Genomic DNA, 19,469 nt, shown 5'->3' with positions numbered 1-19,469 from the left:
TTTCTCAGTCGGCGCTTGGTTCGGAAGTGGCTAATGTACCGCTGCTTTAGCTCTATTCAGGCGTTGTTTCGTTCTCAAGCCGTCCGGGAGGAACCTGCTGCGCTTCCACAGCATCGATCTCGTCCGCATTTTCGCTGACGATGCTGTCGGTATCCGACGAACCGTCTTCAATCGTCGGCTGCGTTCCGTTGACGGTCGCCCGGCTGCCCTCATCGTCCTGCGTCCAGGCACCAAACATCCAGATTGCCGACAGAAGTGCGATGGCCAGCAACAGGCTGATCGCCAGCACCCAGCGCATCACGCCGGTGGATTCACCGCCGCGCGCTTCATCGGTGTCCAGATGTGTTTCATCCCCTCGGCGTTCCATCAGATCGTATCCCCTATTCAGCGGCCAACAGGCGGCCTGTCCATGCTGCGTCCAACGGGTATCCTATCACAAGGTTCCGCTTCCGTCGCGTCCGATCAGTCCCGCAAAAGTTCGTTTATCCCGGTTTTCGCGCGGGTCTGCGCATCGACGGTCTTGACGATCACTGCGCAGTAAAGCGATGGCCCCATGCTGCCATCGGGCAGTGGTTTGCCCGGCAAAGCACCCGGCACCACCACCGCATAAGGCGGTACGCGGCCGATGTGAACCTCGCCCGTGGCCCGGTCGACAATCTTGGTCGACGCACCGAGATAGACGCCCATGGACAGAACCGCGCCGGTGCCGACAATCACCCCTTCGGCAACTTCGGAACGCGCGCCGATAAACGCGCCGTCCTCGATCACCACGGGTCCGGCCTGCAGCGGTTCCAGCACGCCGCCAATACCCGCGCCGCCGGAAATATGCACATTCTTGCCGATCTGCGCGCAGCTGCCGACAGTGGCCCAGGTATCGATCATTGCACCTTCATCGACAAAGGCACCGATATTGATGAAGCTCGGCATCAGCACCGCGTTCCGGCCGATGAAGCTTCCGCGCCGCGCCACCGCGCCGGGGACCACGCGGAATCCCGCGTCGCGAAAGCGGTTTTCGCCCCAACCGGCGAATTTGGACGGCACCTTGTCGAACGCAGGCGCGCCGGCCGCACCGTATTCCATGACCGCATTGTCGTTGAGGCGGAAGGACAGCAGGACCGCCTTCTTGAGCCATTGGTTGACCTTCCAGCCCCCTGCGCCATCCGGCTCGGCAACGCGCGCGCTGCCGCTGTCGAGCTTATCCAGCGCCGCGTTGACCACCTCCGCCACATCGCTGCTGGCGGGGGTCACGTCGGTGCGGCTTTCCCATGCGGCTTCGATGGCGGATTCAAGTGCGTTGGGCATCGGTGGTGTTTCCCGAATTATGGTTTGTCTCTCTGGCTGCTAGCGGCACCCGTGGGCGCGGGCAAGTGTATCGCGGCGCGGCAATCCAATGCCCCGCTGCCCCTGCATTGTGCGGTGTTCATCTGGCGGTTACCAGCGGTGCAGTAACGGTGGGCCAGATCAGGAGGGTCGAACATGTCCGGGACTACACCATCCACTCGCCCCCCTGCGCGGCTGCGAATGGGCTCTGCACTGGCAGCACTGACGATCCTGACCGCGTGCGGGGGAGGGGGTGGCGGCATCTCGAGCCGGCCACTGCCCCAGCCCGCCCCGACCCCCACACCTACTCCAGCTCCGACCCCGACCCCGACTCCTACACCGACCCCAACTCCGCCCGCGACCAATTTCAACACTGCGGAAACGCGGCGTTCCGATGGTCCGGAGTTTCATGGCGCGGTCAGCGCATGGACTGCCGGCATTTCGGGTCGAGGTTCGACCATCGCGATCATCGACACCGGGATCGACGCCACCAATCCCGAATTTACCGGCCGGATCAGCGCGAGTTCCGCTGATGTGGCAGGCTCCCGCGGTTTTCAAGCGGAAGACGATCACGGCACCAATGTGGCGCTGGTCGCGGCGGCCGGGTTTAACGGCCTGGGAGTTGTAGGAATCGCTTACGAGGCGACAATCATGGCGCTGCGGGCGGACAATCCGGGAAGCTGCGCTACCGAAACCGACGAAACGCTGGATGGGTGTGTGTTCTTCGACCGCGACATTGCGGCAGGTGTCGACCTTGCCGTTGCCGCCGGTGCCAAGGTGATAAATCTGAGCCTGGGCGGCGGAAGCCCGAGCGCTACCCTCAACGCCGCGGTGGCGAGAGCGGCGGCTGCCGGGGTGGTAATCATCGTTGCCGCGGGTAACGACGGGGACAGCACCGACGGCGGGACCAATCCCGATCAGCCCGACCCGTTCGCTGCCGGTCTGCTTGTGGCGGGCGGAGACAATGTAATCATTGCCGGATCGGTGGACGAAAACGGCAATTTCTCGCCCTTCAGCAACCGCGCGGGCAATGGAGCCGCGTCGTTCCTGTCGGCACGCGGACAAGCCATTTGCTGCGTGTACGAAAATGGTGAGATCAGGATCACGACCGACTCCAACGGTGACCGGTTCGTCACCTTGTTTTCCGGCACCAGCTTCGCCGCGCCGCAGATTTCCGGCGCGGTTGCGCTGTTGGCGCAGGCATTTCCCAACCTCACAGGGGCTGAAATCGTCGAAATCCTGCTGACGACCGCGCGTGATGCCGGCGCTGCTGGAACCGACACGATTTTCGGCCGCGGAATCCTCGACATTGCCAATGCGCTGTCGCCGCAGGGCACCACCCGCCTCGCCGGCAGCAGCGCATCGCTCGTTATTGGTCAGGAGACCGGCTTCGCCTCCCCTGCAATGGGCGGCGCGCTCGACAATGTTGCGCTGGCTGCGATCATCACTGACCGGTACGACCGCGCCTATAATTACGACATAGGCCGCGGACTAGGCGGCTCGGCCATTCGTCCGCGACTGCAAGGGGCTGTCGATACCAGCAGCCGCCGCGTTTCCGGCGGCGGCGGCGCGGTGGCGATGGCGTTTACGGTCAGCAACGACGGGGTCCAGCCGGCTCCGCTGCGCCTGTCGCCGCAGGACGCCCGCATGGCGCAGGTGCTGGCCGCCCGGGTCGCACTGCAGATTGCGCCAGATACCAGCCTCGGCTTCGCGTTCTCGGAAAGCGCGGAAGGGTTGGTCGTGCAGATGCAGGGGCAAAGCCGCCCCGCCTTCCTGATCGCGGGGGGTGCGGGCGGGGATGCCGGCTTCCTGCGCAGCCACGATATGTCGGCTGCGATCCGCAAGCAGTTCGGAGCATGGGGCTTTACCGTCAGCGCGGAGACGGGCGAAGCGCGGTTCATCCGGCCGGGCGGTCGCGGCATTCCTGATTTGCAGCAGGACCGCGCCCGTGAAATCCGCAGCTTCGGCCTGGCCGCCGATCGCCGCATCGGCCCGGTGGAGGCCGCGCTCAGCCTCAGCTGGATGGACGAGAGCGACACCGTGCTCGGGGCCCGTTTTCACGATGCATTTGGCGCAACGGGCGCAGATACGCTGTTCGCCGATGCAAGTTTCGGCGTTGATATTACGCCAGGGCTGCGGCTCGGCGGCGAATTTCGTCAGGGCTTTACCCGCGCGCGGGCAAGCGGGCTTGTTGCGGGCGGGTCGCGGTTTTCCAGCCGGGCGTGGTCGCTGGACATGGTTCGCCGCGATACGTTCCAGCCCGGTGATTCCTTCGGTCTGAGGGTATCGCAGCCGCTCCGGGTAACCGGCGGCGGGTTGAACCTCAATCTGCCGGTAAGCTATGATTATGTCACCGAAAGCCCCGGCTTCGGTCTGCGCCGCGTCTCGCTATCGCCCGATGGGACCGAGATGATCGGCGAGCTATCGTGGCACGGTTCGCTGTGGAACGGGCGGTCGGCGGCCAGCGTGTTCTACCGCAAGGACCCGGGCCATTATTCCTCCGCGCCCGATGATGTCGGTGTCGCGGTCACCTGGGCGCGCGATTTCTAGAAAGCTAGTTCAACCCGGCTTTGCGGGCGTATTCATAGGCGCGCTGGACCAGCGGCAGCACCCGGTCGGACATCTCCCGCGCGTGTGCGCTGGACGCGGTGCCGTCGATCACGCGTTTCTTGATCCCCTGGATGATCCCGGCCAGCCGGAACAGGTTGAAGGCGAAATACCAGTCCATCGGCGGGACCGGAAAGCCGGTCCGCGCAACATAGCGGGCGACCGCTTCGTCCATGGTGGGAATGCCCAGCGCCGCATGGTCCAGCCCGCCGATCCCGGCGCGCCCGTCGGGCGGGCTGATCCAGTTGAGCATCAGATAGGAAAAATCGGCGATCGGATCGCCCAGAGTGGACAGTTCCCAATCCAGCACCGCGATGATCCTGGCTTCCGTCTTGTGGAAGATCAAATTGTCGAGCCGGTAATCGCCGTGCGCGATGCTGCTCCGGTGTTGCGGCGGAATGGTGGTAGGGAGCCATTCGATCAGCCGGTCCATTTCCGGAATCGTCTCGGTTTCGGACAGCTTGTACTGCTTGGACCAGCGCGCGATCTGGCGGGCGCAATAATCGCTCGGCTTGCCGAAATCCGAGAGGCCGATCTCATCTGGCTTCTGCAAATGCAGGTCCGCGATGGTGTCGATCATCGCATGATAGATCGCGCGGCGTTCGTCCGGCTGGCAGCTGGGCAAGGCCCCGTCCCATAGCGAGCGCCCGTCGGCGAGGCTCATCACGAAGAATTTTGACCCCAGCACATCGGGATCCTCACACAGGCCAAATGGCCGGGGCACCGGAAACCCGGTCGGATAAAGCGCCGCCATCGCCATATATTCGCGGTCTACGGCATGGGCGGAAGGCAGAAGTGTTCCGAACGGTTGGCGCCGCAGGACATAGCTTTGTCCCGGCGTGTCGATCCGGTAGGTCGGATTGGATTGACCGCCCTTGAACTTGGTGAGGGTGAGCGGGCCGGCAAAGCCGGTGACGTTGGCTTCCATCCACGCGGTCAGTTTCGCTTCGTCGAGCCGGTCTTTCTCGGGCACGGCGATCGTGCCGACCATTTCCTTCTCGTAATCCATTGGCGGCGTATTCCTCAGGTGTCGAAGATGATGACGGAGCGTGCCGAGGTTCCGGCCCGCATCCTGTCAAAACCTTCGTTGATCCGGTCAAGCGTGATCCGCTCGGCGATCAGGGTGTCGAGATCGAGCAAGCCGCGGAGGTAGAAATCCACCAGCCGCGGCAAATCGACCGGGAAATGGTTCATTCCCATGATGGCGCCCTGGAGTTTCTTGCCGCCCAGCAAATCCATTGCGCCGAGGCCAACCTTGCAATCCAGCGGCATCATGCCCAGGATCGTCGCCGTTCCGCCGCGGCGCAAGACAGCCACCGCCAGATCGGCGGAGGCCTGCCGTCCGACCGCTTCGATGGCGTGATGGACGCCGCCGCCGCTGGTGGCGATGATCTGCTGTGCGGCGTCTGGCGCCATGGCGTCGACGACGTGGGTTGCGCCGAGAACCTTGGCGAGTTCCCGCTTTTCCGGCACCGGATCGACGGCAATGACCTGGCCCGCGCCGGCTATCCGCGCTGCATTGATCGCCGCAAGACCAACCCCGCCGCAGCCGATAATCGCAACAGCTTCGCCCGGCACCAGCTTGCAGGCGTTGAAGATTGCGCCTGCTCCCGTGGTCACTGCACAGCCGAGCAACGCGGCCCGGTCCATCGGCATAGCCTTGTCGATCGCGACGCAGGCGTGTTCGTGCACCAGCATCTTTTCGGCGAAGGCCGACAGATTGAGCATCTGGTTGACGACTTCCTTGTCCGCGCCGCGAGTCAACCGCGCACCGCCCTCTTTCTGCCGCCGCGTGTCGCCGCCCAGGCACAGCGCCATGCGGCCAGTGACGCAGAATTCGCAGTGGCCGCAGAACGCGCTGAGGCAGGTCACCACATGGTCGCCCGGTTTGACCGTGCGAACCTCGCTGCCCACGCTGATCACCACGCCCGCCGCCTCGTGGCCCGGGATGGCCGGCATCGCATGGGGATAGGCCCCATCGATGAAATGCAGGTCCGAATGGCACAGCCCGCAGGCGGCCGTCCGGATCAGTACTTCATGCGGGCCCGGCTCGGCGATATCCACTTCGCCGATGACCAGCGGCTTGCCTGCCTGTTCGAGTATTGCTGCCTTCATGGTCCGTCTTTCCTACCGTGACACACCCACATCGCCGGAACTGAAGCTGTCATCACCGGGCTGCGGCGCATGGCGGGCGAATTCCATCCGGGCAATCGCGCGGCAGTGAACCTCGTCGGGTCCGTCGGCGAGGCGGAGCGTGCGCTGGTGCGCCCAGGCTTCGGCGAGGCCGTAATCGTCCGATACGCCGCCGCCGCCGTGCGCCTGGATGGCATCGTCGATGATGCGCAGTGCCATGTTGGGGGCCTGCACCTTGATCATCGCGATTTCCTGCGCGGCGGCCTTGTTGCCGACCTTGTCCATCATGTCCGCTGCCTTGAGGCACAGGAGACGCGTCATCTCGATATCGATCCGGGCCTGCGCGATGCGCTGTTCCCAGATCGAATGTTCGTAGAGATGCTTGCCGAAAGCGACCCGCGATTGCAGGCGCTTGGCCATCTTGGCGATCGCTTCTTCCGCGACGCCGATGGTGCGCATGCAATGATGAATGCGGCCCGGCCCGAGGCGGCCCTGCGCAATCTCGAACCCGCGCCCTTCGCCCAGTAGCATGTTGCTGGCAGGCACCCGGACATCGTTGAGCGCGATTTCCATGTGGCCATGGGGCGCATCGTCATAGCCGAACACCGGCAGGAACCGTTCGATCACCACACCTTCGGCGTCCAGATCCATCAGGATCATGCTCTGCTGCTGGTGGCGCTTGGCTTCGAAATCGGTCTTGCCCATGACGATCGCGACCTTGCAGCGCGGATCGCCCGCGCCCGACGACCACCATTTGCGGCCGTTGATCACATATTCGTCGCCCTCGCGCGCGATCGAGCATTCGATGTTGGTCGCATCGGACGATGCCACCCGCGGTTCGGTCATCAGGAAGGCGCTGCGGATCTCCCCGTTCATCAGCGGCTCGAGATAGCGATCCTTCTGTTCACGCGTGCCGTAGCGGTGGAACACTTCCATGTTGCCGGTATCGGGCGCGGAACAGTTGAACACTTCGCTGGCCCAGCCGATCCGGCCCATTTCTTCTGCGCACAGGGCGTATTCGAGATTGGTCAGGCCCGGGCCTTCGAATTCGAAGCTGTCGTCCACATGGCTGCGGCCGGCCTGCGGCGGCATGAACAGGTTCCAGATACCCTGCGCCTTGGCGCGGGCCTTTTCCTCCTCGATGACGGGCAGGACTTTCCACCGCTCGCCTTCGGCCTTCTGCGCCTTGTATTCGCCGTTGCGCGGGCGGACATGGGTGTCGATGAAGTGGCGCACCTGATCGCGCCAATGTGTCTGCCGGTCGGTAAGATCGAAATCCATGGGATAGGTCCTCTTGAAAAATTACGGAATATTTACGGGTTGGGCGTGCCGCTGGCCAATTCGTTTCGGGCAGCCGCTTCAAGAGCGGTAAGCCGGGCTTCGTGATCGGCGCGGTTGATCGGGAATTTCCCCAGCCAATAGGCGGAAAACAGCCCCAGCACCACCGAAGCACCGATGTACAGCATGGTGAAGTTGTCGAGCACACTGTCGGCCACTTCACCCGGCTGCGCGTTCGTCGGGATACCCGCCAGTTCGACCATCAGGCCGGCGAGGAAGATGCCGAGGCCGGTGGCGCATTTCTGGATGAACCAGTGACCGGAATAAAACGACCCCTCCGCCCGGCGGCCGGTGCGTTCCTGGAACGCTTCGACGATTTCGGCGACCATCGATGATCCTGAAACCATTACCATCACGGCAAAAACGTTGCTGACCAGCACGAAAACATAGACCAGCGCGGTGGATTCGGTGCCGCCGATCTCGGGCCATATTCCCGCGATTCGCAGAACATAGGGGATGGTCCAGAACAGCAGGGCGAACATGGTGGAGAAAACGGCGGTGGCGGGCTTGCCGTATTTGCGGTGCAGCGGCCCGAGGATCATGAACACGATCACCACGCTGGCAAACAGCACCAGCGGATAGATCACGAAAGCGGTTTCGGAAAACTGCCACACAAAATTATACAGATACAGGGTCATGGAAAAGGTCATGCCCTGGCTGATGTAGGCACCCACGGCACCTGCCGCGAGAATCAGGAAGGCGCGCTCGGAGAAGGCTTCCCTGATTTCGGCAAAGGCAATGCCGACTGAAAATGGCGGCGGCTTTTGCGCGGGAAGCCGGGCAACCCGGCTGTGCTGGCCGAGAGCGGAACCGACCACGGACACGAAGATCACTACTGCGCCGAACAGGCCGAACGCATAGTACCCTTCGCGCTGTAACATCGCATCGCCCGGCAGGAAAACGGTGTAGGCGAGCAGCATCATGCCGAGCCCGCCGATCCAGCCGAACAGATACCGATAACGGAACAGCGTCGTGCGCTCGTCATAATCGCTGGTCAGTTCGGGCACCAGGGCGACCGAGGGCACTTCGCAGGCAGACAGCAGCAGCCGCACCATGACGGCAATGCCCAGCAGACCCGCGAAACTCGGGGCGGCCTGTGTGGGCGGGGACCACAGGAGCACCCATGCCACCGCCAGCGGCAGCGCGGAGGCATACAGCCACGGCAGTCGGCGGCCCCAGCGTGTGTAAGTCCGGTCGCCCAGATTGCCGAGGATCGGATCGATCACGGCGTCGATCAGTAACGCTAGGAACAGCGCCAGGCTGACGGTGCTGGCATCCATGCCCAGCACCTGATTGTAATACAGCAGCAGGAATACCGAAAAGCCGTTGTCCTTTACCCCGAACGCCATGGCGCCGAAGCCGTGAACCAGCTTGAGGCGCATCGGCAGCGGTGCCGATCCAGGGATGGCAGGTGCGGTCAAGCGGCAAATACCGGCATGATTCTGGTCGGGGCAAGCATGGGTTTGGTCCTCTCCAAGACGCGCCGCCAGCTTAGGCGGAACGGCGATCAGGTCAACGAGCGCGTTATGACGCTACGGCAATGTGGCTTGTGTGTTAAACAATCAGCTTACGCTTGCGTAAAGAGGGCGAATCACCCTAGTTTCTGCGGCAAGAAGACGCATTCGGCGTCCGCGATTCACCTATGCAGAGGACCGACCCATGGCTGATCTGGAAACTTTCCGCAGCGAAACCCGCGCCTGGCTGGAGGCGAATTGCCCCGAGGAAATGCGCCAGCCAGTTCGTGACGAGGAAGACGTCTATTGGGGCGGCCGCAACGCGAAGTTCAAGAACGATGCGCAGAAATCCTGGTTCGAAGCCTGCGTTGCCAAGGGCTACACCGTGCCCGCATGGCCGAAGGCTTACGGCGGCGCGGGCCTGGAACCGGCCGAAGCCAAGATCCTGCGCGAGGAAATGGCGCGGATCGGCGCGCGTCCGCCGCTCAGCAGCTTCGGCATCTGGATGCTTGGCCCTGCACTCCTGAAATTCGGCACCGAAGAACAGAAGGTCCATTACCTGGGCGAAATCGCTCGCGGCGAAATCCGTTGGTGCCAGGGCTATTCGGAACCCGGGTCGGGCAGTGACCTGGTATCGATGCAAACCTTCGGCGAAGACAAGGGCGATCACTGGGTCGTCAACGGCCAGAAGATCTGGACTTCCTATGCCGATGAAGCGGACTGGATTTTCTGCCTTGTCCGCACCGACAAGGCGAACAAGTACCAGGGCATCACCTTCATGCTGTTCGACATGATGACCCCGGGCGTCAGCACCAAGCCGATCCTGCTGATCAGCGGCAACAGCCCGTTCTGTGAAACCTTCTTCGACGATGTGAAGGTGCCCAAGGACCAGCATGTCGGCGAAATCAACCGCGGCTGGGATGTGGCGAAATACCTGCTCGGCCACGAACGCGAGATGATTTCCGGCGCGGGCGGCGGGGACCGGACCAGCGCCATCGGGGCGACAATGAAGCGCCATGCCGCCAAAGACGGGGGCGAGCTCGATCCGATGCTGCGCGCCGAACTGGCGATGTTCGACATCGATGCGCTGGCCTACGGCGCGATGGGCGAGAAATTCCTCGACGAGATCAAGGTCGGCAAGGCGCACCCCGCGCAGCCCAACATGATGAAATACGTCGGGACCGAACTCAACAAGCGCCGCCACGAATTGATGATGTCGGTCGGCGGCAGCCGCAGCCTGGAGTGGGACAGCGAGGAAACCAGCGGTGGCAAACCTTCGCGCGGCTGGCTGCGGACCAAGGCGAACTCCATCGAAGGCGGCACCAGCGAAGTGATGCTCAACGTGATTTCCAAGCGCATCCTGGAATTGCCGGGGGATTGAGACTTGATCGCGCGTCCTGGCGAAAGCCGGGGCCGCGAGCTAACTGGTACGACCTGGTACAACCGATCCGGGCCTGCGCCGGGATGATGGATTAGAATTTCGAGAGGACGGCTCCCATGCCATTGTATTACGACGACGATCAGACGATGCTGGCCGACAGCGCCCGCCAGTTCATGGCCGAAGAAGGCGCGATCAAGACACAGCTTCGCCACTGGCGCGACAGCGGCTGCAAGGACGGCTTCGGCCACGAATTGTGGAAGCAGTTCGGCGAAATGGGTTTCACCGGAATCCTGGTGTCGGAAGGCGATGGCGGTCTCGGCATGGGCCATGTCGAGGCCGGGATCGTGCTGGAGGAAATCGGCCGCAATCTCACGCCTTCCCCGTTCCTGACCAGCTCCGTATTGGCGGCGACCGCGCTTGGCGGCGCCAGCGAGGATCTGCGCGGGCGCTATCTGCCCGGGCTTCTCACCGGGGAAAGCATCTTTGCCGTGGGGATCGATGAAGGCGCGAAACACCGTCCCGAGCGGATCACGACCCGGGCCGAAAAATCGGGCAACGGCTTCAAGCTGTCCGGCAAGAAGGATTTCGTCATTCACGGTGCCAGTGCGGACATGATAATCGTTGCCGCGCGCACCGCTGGCTCGGATGAGGACGCGGACGGGATCACGCTGTTCGCCGTCCCGCGCGACGCAGCCGGGCTTCATCAGGATGCCGTCAAGCTGGTCGACAGTTCGGTGGCCACGCATATGATGCTGGACAATGTCGAGCTCGACGGCGGTGCAGTGATTGGTGAGGTCGATGGCGGGCGCGAGATCCTCGAGCGGATGCTCAACGCGGGCCGTATCGGCGCCGCTGCCGAGGGCGTCGGGGTTGCCCGGGGCGCGATGGACATGACCGTCGATTACCTCAAGCAGCGCAAGCAGTTCGGCAAGCTGATCGGCGAATTCCAGGCTCTGCAGCACCGCGCCGCCCATCTTTATTCCGAAGTCGAAGTCTCGCGCGCGGCGGTAATCAAGGCGCAGCAACTGCTCGATGCCGATGCACCCAGCGCGTCGTTGATGGTGTCGGTTGCCAAGGCCAAGGTTGGTCGGACGGCGGGCCTGGCGGTGCGCGAAGGTGTCCAGATGCACGGCGGGATCGGGATGACCGACGAATACGATATCGGCCTGTATATGAAGCGCGACCGCGCGCTGCAGGAATTCCTCGGCGATGTGTATTACCACGCCGAACGGGTCGCCCAGCTCAGCGGCTATTGAGGCTTTTGGAGAGACAGCAATGAAAATCACCGAACTTTTCAGCCTCGAAGGCCGTATCGCGCTGGTCACCGGCGGTTCGCGCGGGATCGGCAAGATGATCGTCGAAGGCTTCCTCGCCGCAGGCTGCGCGAAGGTCTATATCACCGCGCGCAAGGTTGACGAGATCAACGCCACGATCGAGGAATTCGGGGACAAGGTGATCGGCCTCCCGGGCGATATCTCGAACATGGAGGGCATCCAGCGCCTTGCCGACCAGATCGCCGAGCGCGAAGACCGGCTGGATATCCTGGTCAACAACGCCGGCGCCGCATGGGGCCAGCCGTTCGATGAATTCACCGAAGCGGGCTGGGACCGGACGATGGATTTGAACGTCAAGACACCGTTTTTTCTGACGCAAAAGCTGCATGGCTTGCTGAAAGCCGCCGCAAGCGCGGATCGGCCAGCCAAGGTGATCAATATCTCGAGCATCGACGGGCAGCGGATCAACCCGTGGCCGACCTATCCCTATCAGGCTTCGAAAGCCGCGGTGATCCAGTTGACCCGGCGGCTGGCTGCCGAACTGGTGCCGGACCATATCATCGTCACTTCGATCGCCCCGGGCGCGTTCCCCAGCGCGATGAACCGTGCGGCGCGGGATCACGAGGATACCGCCGCGGCGGGTATCCCGGCGAAGCGGGTCGGCAATGCGGAAGATATGGCGGCGGGGGCGATCTACCTCGCCAGCCGGGCCGGCGATTACGTGATCGGCGATACGCTGACGATCGACGGCGGCGTGGTCAACGCGCATTTGCCGAGCCATTTCGCGCAGCCCTGATTGCGCTGGGCTGAGGCAGACCTCAGCGCATCAATTCGCGGACGAAATCCACCAGACCCGTCTGGCGCGCGCGGCGCATGCGTTCGGAATTGAGGATGCCGGTGACCTTGTCGAAACAGGCGTCGATATCGTCGTTGACCACGACATAATCATAGCCGTCCCAGTGGCTGATTTCGGACCGCGCGCGGGCCATCCGGTCCGCAACGACCTGGGTGCTGTCGGTCCCGCGGGACGCCAGGCGCCGCTGCAGTTCCTCGATGCTCGGCGGCAACAGGAATACGCGGACCACATCCACTTCCATCCGCTGGTATAATTGCTGGGTTCCCTGCCAGTCGATATCGAACAGATAATCCTGACCTGCCTTCAGTCCGCCTTTGATTTCTGCCTTGGGGGTGCCGTAGAGATGCCCGAACACCTCCGCCCATTCGAGGAATTCGCCGGCCTCGACCTTGCGGTTGAAATCTTCCACATTAACGAAGAAATAGTCCCGGCCGTGAACCTCGCCGGGCCGTATCGGGCGGGTGGTATAGGATACCGACAAACGGATTTGTCCGTCTTTCTCCAGAATGCGCTGCGCAATCGTGGTCTTGCCCGCGCCCGAGGGGGAAGACAGGATGAACATCAGCCCGCGGCGATGCAGTGTATCAGTCGATGTAGCGCTCATGTCCGCTCTTGGGCGAAGACGGGCAGAAAAATCAAGTGCTGCGGCAAAATGCCGGTGCGACTTATTCCTCGGCCTGTTCGGCCAGCGCCTTGTCCCCGGCGCGCTGTGCGGCGCGGCGCGATTTGCTGCGATCATACAATGTCTTGGCCAGCAAACCCCCGCCGACAAATGCTGCGCCGGGCAGCGAGCGGGTTGCCAGTTTCGTGACGCCGTATGCGGCAAGTGTCTGGATCACGGAGCGGTTTTCCACCATCGCCTTGGCTTGCTTCGGATCATAGCGCCGGGAAAGCAGACCCTTTTCAAGGGTGAGGCGGACAATCCGGCCAACGCTTCGCAGCGCGATATCGTGAATAATCAGATTGGTATTGGGGTTGGTGCTTGGTCCGGGTACCGTGTTGCCGGATTTAGCAACAGTGTCGGCCGCCTCGCGAAATTTCTTCGCCGTATGGTCGGTCGGTGCCTTGTTCGCGATTTTCCTGGCCATAAGTTTACCCGCCTGTTTTGCGCCGATCAACGGCCGCGCGGGCCGATCGGATTATTTCTTGCGGCCGAAATCGACCGTCACGACGTTGGAGCCGTCATCCTTCTTCTCAACGGCTTCCTCGCCGCCCGGTTCCGGCGCGTCGTTCTGCGCGTCGTCATGCATTTCGGGGGCCATGTCCGCCACCGTCGCCTGGAATTGCAAGCCGAAGTCGACCGCCGGATCAACAAAGGCGGTAATCGCCGCAAAAGGGATGTCCAGCTTGGCCGGCATCTGGTTGAAGCTGAGGCCGACGGTAAACCCGTGTTCGTCCACCCCCAGGTCCCAGAACTTGTTCTGCAGGACGATGGTCATTTCATCGGGAAACCGCTCGCGCAGGTGCTGCGGAATGGAAACGCCGGGCGCGCCAGTCTTGAAGGTGATGTAGAAATGATGGTTGCCGGGCAGGGTGCTGCCATTCGCCTGAATCTCGCCCAGAACCCGGCCCACGACGGCGCGCAGGGCCTCCTGCACGATTTCATCGTAGGGGATCAGGCTATCGGGCGCTTCGTCACTCATCGTGCTTGCTAGGTGGCGTCGGCGGGCCTTCGGGTCAAGACGCAAAGCGCCAAAACACCCGATCCCTTGCCGGCAGGGCGGTCTTTGGTTGCACCGTCTCCATCGGGGAGTATAGCGGCGCACCATGCGCACTGCCAAAATCGTCCGGAATACGACCGAAACCAGGATCCATATCGAGGTAAATCTCGATGGGACGGGCACATATGACGTGTCCACCGGCATCGGGTTTCTCGATCACATGGTGGAACAGTTTTCCCGCCATTCTCTCATAGACGTGGTGATGAAGGTCGATGGCGACCTGCATATAGACCAGCATCACACGACCGAAGACAGCGCGATTGCGCTGGGGCAGGCGCTGTCCGAAGCGATGGGGGACAAGGCGGGGATCGGCCGTTACGGCAGTGTCTTTTCGCCGATGGACGAAACGCTGGCGCGCGTGGCGCTGGATATCTCGGGCCGCCCCTATCTGGTGTGGCGCGCGGGATTCAGCCAGGACCGGCTCGGCGAATGGGATACCGAACTGATCGAGCACTGGTTCCATTCGGTGGCGCAGGCCGCCGGGATCACGCTGCATATCGAGCTGATTTACGGGCAGAACAACCACCATATCTGCGAATCTATCTACAAGGGCTTTGCCCGCGCCATGCGGCAGGCAGTCGAACTCGATCCGCGCAAGGGCGGGGCGGTTCCCTCCACCAAGGGCCAGCTCGGTGGCTGAGACCATTGCTCTGGTCGATTACGGCGCAGGCAATCTCCATTCCGTCCACAATGCGCTGAGAGCCGCGGGGGCGAACGGGGTACAGGTTACTGCCGATCCAGCGGTGGTGCGCGCGGCGGACCGGATTGTCCTGCCGGGCGTGGGGTCCTTTGGCGCCTGTGCAAGCGGACTGCGCGTGATCAGCGGAATGGTCGATGCGCTTGAGGCGCGGGTGCTTGCCGATGGAGTGCCGTTTCTCGGCATTTGCGTCGGGATGCAGCTGCTCGCGACGCGCGGGCTGGAACACGGCGTGACCGACGGGCTCGACTGGATTGCCGGCGAAGTCCGGGCGATCGAAGTGACCGACCCTGCCATCAAGGTGCCGCACATGGGCTGGAACGATGTCGCGCTGACGCCTCACGTGAAGTCCGGGCATGAACGCCATTCGCGCCTGATTGAGGAAGGGGAGGCCTATTTCCTCCATTCCTACCATTTCGCGCCCGACAGCGGCCATGATATTGCCGCGATGACCGACCACGGGGGCGGGCTGGTGGCGGCGGTGGCGCGGGACAATATTGTCGGGGTGCAGTTCCACCCGGAGAAGAGTCAGGCCTATGGCCTGGGACTGCTGAATCGCTTTTTGGAGTGGAAGCCTTGATAGTCTTTCCCGCAATCGATCTCAAGCAAGGTCAGGTCGTCCGACTGGCCGAGGGCGATATGGACCGCGCGACCGTGTATGGCGACGATCCCGCGACGCAGGCGATGCTGTTCGCCGAGGCGGGGGCGGAGCATCTGCACGTCGTCGATCTCGACGGGAGTTTCGCAGGCCGCGCGGAAAACCGCGAGGCAGTGGAAGCGATCATCGAAGCGTTTCCCGGCTATGTCCAACTCGGCGGCGGCATCCGCACGCCCGAAGCGGTCGAGGGCTGGTTCGCTCTCGGCGTGGCGCGCGTCGTAATGGGGACGGCGGCGCTGAAAGACCCGCAATTTGTCAAGGACATGGCCCGTGAGTTCGAAGGCGGCATCGTGGTTGCGGTGGACGCGAAGGACGGCATGGTCGCGACCGCCGGTTGGGCCGATGTGTCGGATGTGCCGGTGGCGGACATGGCCCGCAGGTTCGAAGATGCCGGCGTTGCCAGCCTGCTGTTCACCGACATCGGCCGCGACGGGATGCTGAAAGGCTGCAACATCGACGCGACCGTGGAGCTTGCCCGCCAGACCGATCTGCCGGTCATCGCAAGCGGCGGGGTCAAGGGTCTCGACGATATCCACATGCTGTCGCTTCATGCGCGCGAGGGGATCGAAGGCGTGATTACCGGGCGCGCGCTGTATGACGGGCGGCTGGATCTGGCGGCGGCGCTGGCGATGGCGGCCCGGGCGTGATTACGACTTGGTTAGCCATTGCACTGCTTTTGCTGGTCTCATTAGCTCAATTCTGGCTCACCTTGAAAGGCGCCTATTTGGGGCGGATCGGTTGGGGAAACCGCCTTGTTTCTGTAAAGGCACAAAGACCTATTTTCTATTATCTGATGCTTTTGGCTAACACCGCACTTCTCGCTTTGTTCTTATCAATGACGCAAATGCTCTTCGGATTGACTCGATTATGACCGTCCGCATTCGCGTCATACCCTGTCTCGACGTGGCCGAGGGCCGCGTGGTGAAGGGCGTCAATTTCGTCGATCTGAAGGACGCGGGTGACCCGGTGGAGCAGGCGCAGGCCTATGATGCGGCGGGCGCGGACGAGCTGTGCTTCCTCGACATTTCCGCCACCCATGAGGGACGCGGCACCTTGCTCGATATCGTCCGGCGCACTGCGGAGGTGTGCTTTATGCCGTTCACCGTCGGCGGCGGCGTCCGCGCGGCGGAGGATGCGCGGGCGCTGCTTCTGGCGGGCGCGGACAAGGTTGCGGTCAACAGCGCGGCGGTGACGCGGCCAGAAATCGTGGCTGACATTGCCGAGAGGTTCGGGAGCCAATGTATCGTCGCGAGCATCGACGCCCGCAGGACAGGTCCGGGCACGTGGGAAATCTTTACCCATGGCGGCCGGCAGGCGACCGGGATCGACGCGGTGGACCATGCGATCAAATTGGCAAAGCTGGGCGCAGGCGAATTGCTGGTGACCTCGATGGACGGGGACGGGACCAAGGCGGGCTACGATCTCGAACTGACCCGCACCATTGCCGATGCCGTGTCGGTGCCGGTGGTGGCCAGCGGCGGCGTCGGGACGCTCGATCATCTGGTGGAAGGGGTCACCAAGGGCCACGCGAGCGCGGTGCTGGCGGCGTCGATCTTTCATTTCGGGACCTACACTATTGCCGAGGCGCATGGTGCCTTGCGCGCCGCCGGGTTGCCCGCGCGCGGTTAAGTTCCAATTCGATCACCGGTCCCGATGCGGGACGCGGGCAGCGCTTGCGGTTGCAGAACCGGGGCGTGTGAGCGAACGGGGTGCATGATCTCCCGCCTGCTGATTCTTGCCCACATGGTTTTAGCTGCTCCGGCTTCCGCAGCGGACGGCATCCAGATCTCCGAACCAAGCAACTTGGCGTTAATGGGGCTGGGCCTCGCTGGCTTGATCATCGGCCGACACACGGCGCGGAGCAAGCGTTCGCGGGATGATCGCGCCCCGAAGGATTGACCAGGCACATCCGCCGATCCATGACGGCGGGATGGACACGCTAACAACTCTCGAAACCACGATCCGGCAGCGACTGACCGCCGATCCCGCATCGAGCTATGTCGCGCAATTACACGAACGGGGCCTGCCGGTCATCGCTCGCAAGCTGGGCGAAGAGGCAGTGGAGACGATTGTCGCGGCGTTGTCCGGCGAACGTCAGGAACTCGTCGGTGAGGCGGCGGATCTGCTGTTTCATCTGACCGTGTTGCTGGCTGAGAAAGGCGTGCCGCTGTCCGAAGTCATGGCCGAACTCGACCGGCGGGAAGGCACTTCCGGCCTCGAAGAAAAGGCGTCTCGCAGCGAATGAACAGGAATTGCCCATGCCGATAGATGCGACCCAGCCGTATGATGACGAAAACATCTTCGCAAAGATCCTGCGCGGCGAAATCCCGTCATCGAAGGTTTATGAAGACGAATGGGCCTACGCATTTTCCGATATCAATCCGCAGGCGAAGTTGCATATTCTGGTGATCCCAAAGGGTCGCTACGTCAGCTGGGACGATTTTTCGGCCACGGCCCCGGCGGAGGAGATTGCCGGTTTCGTCCGCGCTGTCGGCCAGATTGCCCGGACCCATGGACTGGTCGAACCCGGTTTCCGCCTGCTCGCCAATGTCGGCGCGCATGGCGGGCAGGAAGTGCCGCATCTGCACGTCCATCTGTTCGGCGGCGAACCGCTGGGACCGATGATCGCGCGCCGCTGAGCGATCCCGCCGTTGATCCCGCGCCAGCGGCGGCTCGCCGAAACTGCACCCTCGCCTGCATGAATTTGTTGCCGAGCGAGTCCGCCCTACGCTAGAGCCCGCGCGTCCATGTCGATGCTTCTTTCCCCCCACGATGGCCGGTTCGACGGCTCGCTGCACCATTTTGCGGTGCGGGTGTATTACGAAGACACCGATCTGTCGGGCATCGTCTATCACGCCAATTACCTGCGCTGGTTCGAGCGCGCCCGGTCCGATATGCTGCGGCGGCTGGAGATCGACCAGCGCGCCGCGATCGAAGCGGGGCAGGGCGCCTATGCAGTTGCCGACCTTCAAATCCGCTATCTCTGCCCTGCCAAGCTGGATGACGATGTGCTGATCCTGAGCACCTGTACGCAGCTTCGCGCTGCCTCGGTCCGGATGCACCAGCGCGCGTTCCGCGGCGGCGAATTGCTGACCGAGGTACATCTGCGCGTCGGCTTCGTCAGTCCCGACGGTTTACCCTGCCGCCAGCCGCAAGCCTGGCGGGATGCCTTTTCCCAAGTCCTTGCCCCGGAAGAACCTGCATGACCCTCCTGTCCATTCTGACTGCCGCTCCTGCCATGAGCGGCGGGCCGGATCATCTCGATCCGGTGAAACTGTTCCTCGACGCCGACATCGTGGTGCAGCTGGTGATGGCCGGCCTGCTCATCGCCAGCGTGTGGGTATGGACGATCATCGTCTCGTTCAGCTTCCGGCTGGGCGCGGTGAAGCGGCGCTGCGCCAAATTCGAGGAGGAGTTCTGGCGCGCCAGTGATTTCGACGCCTTCATGAAGGAATCCGGGCGGCGCGACATCCCTTCCGCCCGGATTGCCGCGGCAGCAATGTCCGAATGGCGCAGCTCGGCCAAGCTCAAGGCGATGGACCGCGACGGCACACGCCAGCGCCTCGCCGGGGCGATGGAAAGCCAGGTCGCGGAAGAAGCGGACGCACTGGCGGAACGGCTCAATTTCCTCGCCACGGTCGGGTCGGTCGCTCCATTCGTCGGCCTGTTCGGCACCGTGTGGGGGATCATGAACAGTTTTTTCCAGATCGGCGCACAGCAGAACAGCTCGCTCGCGGTGGTTGCTCCGGGCATTTCCGAAGCCCTGTTTGCAACAGCGATCGGCCTGTTTGCGGCCATTCCGGCGGTGATCGCCTATAACCGGTTCAGCCACGGGGTGAATGCGCTGGCATCCACCCTGCAGCGCGTTGCCGACCGCTTCCTCCTCGGTCTCGGCCACGAACACCTTGCCGTCCGGTCCGTACCACGCGGGAATCTGATGGCCCCACCAGAGCTGGCGCGAGATGCACCAGGGCTGGATATTCTCCATCCATTCGAAATAGGTCTTTTCCCAGTTCCTGGGCACGAAGCT

21 protein-coding genes and 2 pseudogenes are annotated in these 19,469 nt (G+C 63.0%); 13 read left to right on the top strand and 10 right to left on the bottom strand.

Features of this window, described 5'->3' with window-relative positions; all coding sequences use genetic code 11:
• Window positions 1-52: 52 nt before the first annotated feature.
• Complete coding sequence (locus tag U0988_RS00565) at window positions 53-367, bottom strand: hypothetical protein (RefSeq protein ID WP_322290709.1); 315 nt, start codon at window positions 365-367, stop codon at window positions 53-55.
• A gap of 95 nt (window positions 368-462) precedes the next feature.
• Window positions 463-1,302: a 2,3,4,5-tetrahydropyridine-2,6-dicarboxylate N-succinyltransferase gene (dapD, locus tag U0988_RS00560; protein WP_322290708.1), complete on the bottom strand. Its 840-nt coding sequence runs from the start codon at window positions 1,300-1,302 to the stop codon at window positions 463-465.
• Between the two features lie 174 nt (window positions 1,303-1,476).
• On the opposite strand from dapD, the gene U0988_RS00555 reads away from it, so the two are divergent.
• Window positions 1,477-3,870: a S8 family peptidase gene (locus tag U0988_RS00555; RefSeq protein ID WP_322290707.1), complete on the top strand. Its 2,394-nt coding sequence runs from the start codon at window positions 1,477-1,479 to the stop codon at window positions 3,868-3,870.
• 4 nt (window positions 3,871-3,874) lie between these two features.
• On the opposite strand, the gene U0988_RS00550 is transcribed toward U0988_RS00555, so the two are convergent.
• Genes U0988_RS00550 through U0988_RS00535 form a run of 4 tightly spaced genes read right to left on the bottom strand, consistent with a single transcriptional unit; the run spans window position 3,875 to window position 8,819 of the window.
• Window positions 3,875-4,936, bottom strand: a complete 1,062-nt coding sequence (locus tag U0988_RS00550; RefSeq protein ID WP_322290706.1) for a phosphotransferase family protein — start codon at window positions 4,934-4,936, stop codon at window positions 3,875-3,877.
• 14 nt (window positions 4,937-4,950) lie between these two features.
• A complete protein-coding gene (locus tag U0988_RS00545; RefSeq protein WP_322290705.1) occupies window positions 4,951-6,042 on the bottom strand; it encodes a Zn-dependent alcohol dehydrogenase in 1,092 nt (363 codons plus the stop codon).
• A gap of 12 nt (window positions 6,043-6,054) precedes the next feature.
• Window positions 6,055-7,341 carry an acyl-CoA dehydrogenase family protein gene (locus U0988_RS00540; RefSeq protein ID WP_322290704.1) on the bottom strand — a complete coding sequence of 429 codons (1,287 nt, stop codon included), beginning with the start codon at window positions 7,339-7,341 and terminating at the stop codon, window positions 6,055-6,057.
• 32 nt (window positions 7,342-7,373) lie between these two features.
• Window positions 7,374-8,819, bottom strand: coding sequence for an MFS transporter (locus tag U0988_RS00535; protein ID WP_322290703.1), 1,446 nt, complete (start codon window positions 8,817-8,819; stop codon window positions 7,374-7,376).
• 238 nt (window positions 8,820-9,057) lie between these two features.
• Between U0988_RS00535 and U0988_RS00530 the strand changes: the two genes are divergently transcribed.
• The 3 genes from U0988_RS00530 to U0988_RS00520 all read left to right on the top strand — a co-directional run bounded on the left by U0988_RS00530 (window position 9,058) and on the right by U0988_RS00520 (window position 12,303).
• The gene (locus U0988_RS00530) at window positions 9,058-10,233 is read left to right on the top strand and encodes an acyl-CoA dehydrogenase family protein (RefSeq protein ID WP_322290702.1); all 1,176 of its coding nucleotides are present in this window, start codon (window positions 9,058-9,060) and stop codon (window positions 10,231-10,233) included.
• 116 nt (window positions 10,234-10,349) lie between these two features.
• Window positions 10,350-11,489: an acyl-CoA dehydrogenase gene (locus U0988_RS00525; RefSeq protein ID WP_322290701.1), complete on the top strand. Its 1,140-nt coding sequence runs from the start codon at window positions 10,350-10,352 to the stop codon at window positions 11,487-11,489.
• A gap of 19 nt (window positions 11,490-11,508) precedes the next feature.
• Window positions 11,509-12,303 carry an SDR family oxidoreductase gene (locus U0988_RS00520; protein WP_322290700.1) on the top strand — a complete coding sequence of 265 codons (795 nt, stop codon included), beginning with the start codon at window positions 11,509-11,511 and terminating at the stop codon, window positions 12,301-12,303.
• 22 nt (window positions 12,304-12,325) lie between these two features.
• Here U0988_RS00520 and gmk read toward each other — a convergent pair whose 3' ends face one another.
• From gmk to U0988_RS00505, 3 genes are all read right to left on the bottom strand, one after another.
• Window positions 12,326-12,967 (bottom strand): guanylate kinase, encoded by a 642-nt coding sequence (gmk, locus tag U0988_RS00515; protein ID WP_322290699.1) that lies wholly within the window; start codon window positions 12,965-12,967, stop codon window positions 12,326-12,328.
• 61 nt (window positions 12,968-13,028) lie between these two features.
• Entirely contained in the window at window positions 13,029-13,451 is a 423-nt protein-coding gene (locus tag U0988_RS00510) for a hypothetical protein (protein WP_322290698.1), read from the bottom strand.
• 51 nt (window positions 13,452-13,502) lie between these two features.
• Window positions 13,503-14,006, bottom strand: a complete 504-nt coding sequence (locus tag U0988_RS00505; RefSeq protein ID WP_322290697.1) for an SspB family protein — start codon at window positions 14,004-14,006, stop codon at window positions 13,503-13,505.
• Window positions 14,007-14,130: 124 nt separating this feature from the next.
• On the opposite strand from U0988_RS00505, the gene hisB reads away from it, so the two are divergent.
• From hisB to tolQ, 9 genes and pseudogenes are all read left to right on the top strand, one after another.
• Window positions 14,131-14,724 carry an imidazoleglycerol-phosphate dehydratase HisB gene (hisB, locus tag U0988_RS00500; protein WP_322290696.1) on the top strand — a complete coding sequence of 198 codons (594 nt, stop codon included), beginning with the start codon at window positions 14,131-14,133 and terminating at the stop codon, window positions 14,722-14,724.
• Complete coding sequence (hisH, locus tag U0988_RS00495) at window positions 14,717-15,361, top strand: imidazole glycerol phosphate synthase subunit HisH (protein WP_322290695.1); 645 nt, start codon at window positions 14,717-14,719, stop codon at window positions 15,359-15,361. The genes hisB and hisH overlap by 8 nt, the downstream gene beginning before the upstream one ends.
• A complete protein-coding gene (gene hisA, locus U0988_RS00490; RefSeq protein ID WP_322290694.1) occupies window positions 15,358-16,086 on the top strand; it encodes a 1-(5-phosphoribosyl)-5-[(5-phosphoribosylamino)methylideneamino]imidazole-4-carboxamide isomerase in 729 nt (242 codons plus the stop codon). Before hisH ends, hisA begins: the two co-directional genes overlap by 4 nt.
• A complete protein-coding gene (locus U0988_RS00485; protein WP_322290693.1) occupies window positions 16,083-16,310 on the top strand; it encodes a hypothetical protein in 228 nt (75 codons plus the stop codon). The genes hisA and U0988_RS00485 overlap by 4 nt, the downstream gene beginning before the upstream one ends.
• Window positions 16,307-17,068, top strand: coding sequence for an imidazole glycerol phosphate synthase subunit HisF (gene hisF / locus U0988_RS00480; RefSeq protein WP_322290692.1), 762 nt, complete (start codon window positions 16,307-16,309; stop codon window positions 17,066-17,068). The genes U0988_RS00485 and hisF overlap by 4 nt, the downstream gene beginning before the upstream one ends.
• A gap of 301 nt (window positions 17,069-17,369) precedes the next feature.
• Entirely contained in the window at window positions 17,370-17,684 is a 315-nt protein-coding gene (locus tag U0988_RS00470; RefSeq protein ID WP_322290690.1) for a phosphoribosyl-ATP diphosphatase, read from the top strand.
• A gap of 13 nt (window positions 17,685-17,697) precedes the next feature.
• Window positions 17,698-18,078 (top strand): histidine triad nucleotide-binding protein, encoded by a 381-nt coding sequence (locus tag U0988_RS00465; RefSeq protein WP_322290689.1) that lies wholly within the window; start codon window positions 17,698-17,700, stop codon window positions 18,076-18,078.
• 108 nt (window positions 18,079-18,186) lie between these two features.
• The gene (locus U0988_RS00460) at window positions 18,187-18,645 is read left to right on the top strand and encodes a YbgC/FadM family acyl-CoA thioesterase (RefSeq protein ID WP_322290688.1); all 459 of its coding nucleotides are present in this window, start codon (window positions 18,187-18,189) and stop codon (window positions 18,643-18,645) included.
• Window positions 18,642-19,316, top strand: a pseudogene (tolQ, locus tag U0988_RS00455) (protein TolQ); the annotation flags it as partial. The gene U0988_RS00460 and the pseudogene tolQ, both read left to right, overlap by 4 nt.
• Here tolQ and U0988_RS00450 read toward each other — a convergent pair.
• Window positions 19,302-19,469 (bottom strand): annotated as a pseudogene (locus U0988_RS00450) (class I tRNA ligase family protein); the annotation flags it as partial. The pseudogenes tolQ and U0988_RS00450 overlap by 15 nt on opposite strands.

The organism is Allopontixanthobacter sp., from assembly GCF_034376665.1.
Taxonomy (GTDB): domain Bacteria; phylum Pseudomonadota; class Alphaproteobacteria; order Sphingomonadales; family Sphingomonadaceae; genus Allopontixanthobacter.
This window is presented reverse-complemented; position numbering and strand designations above follow the sequence as displayed.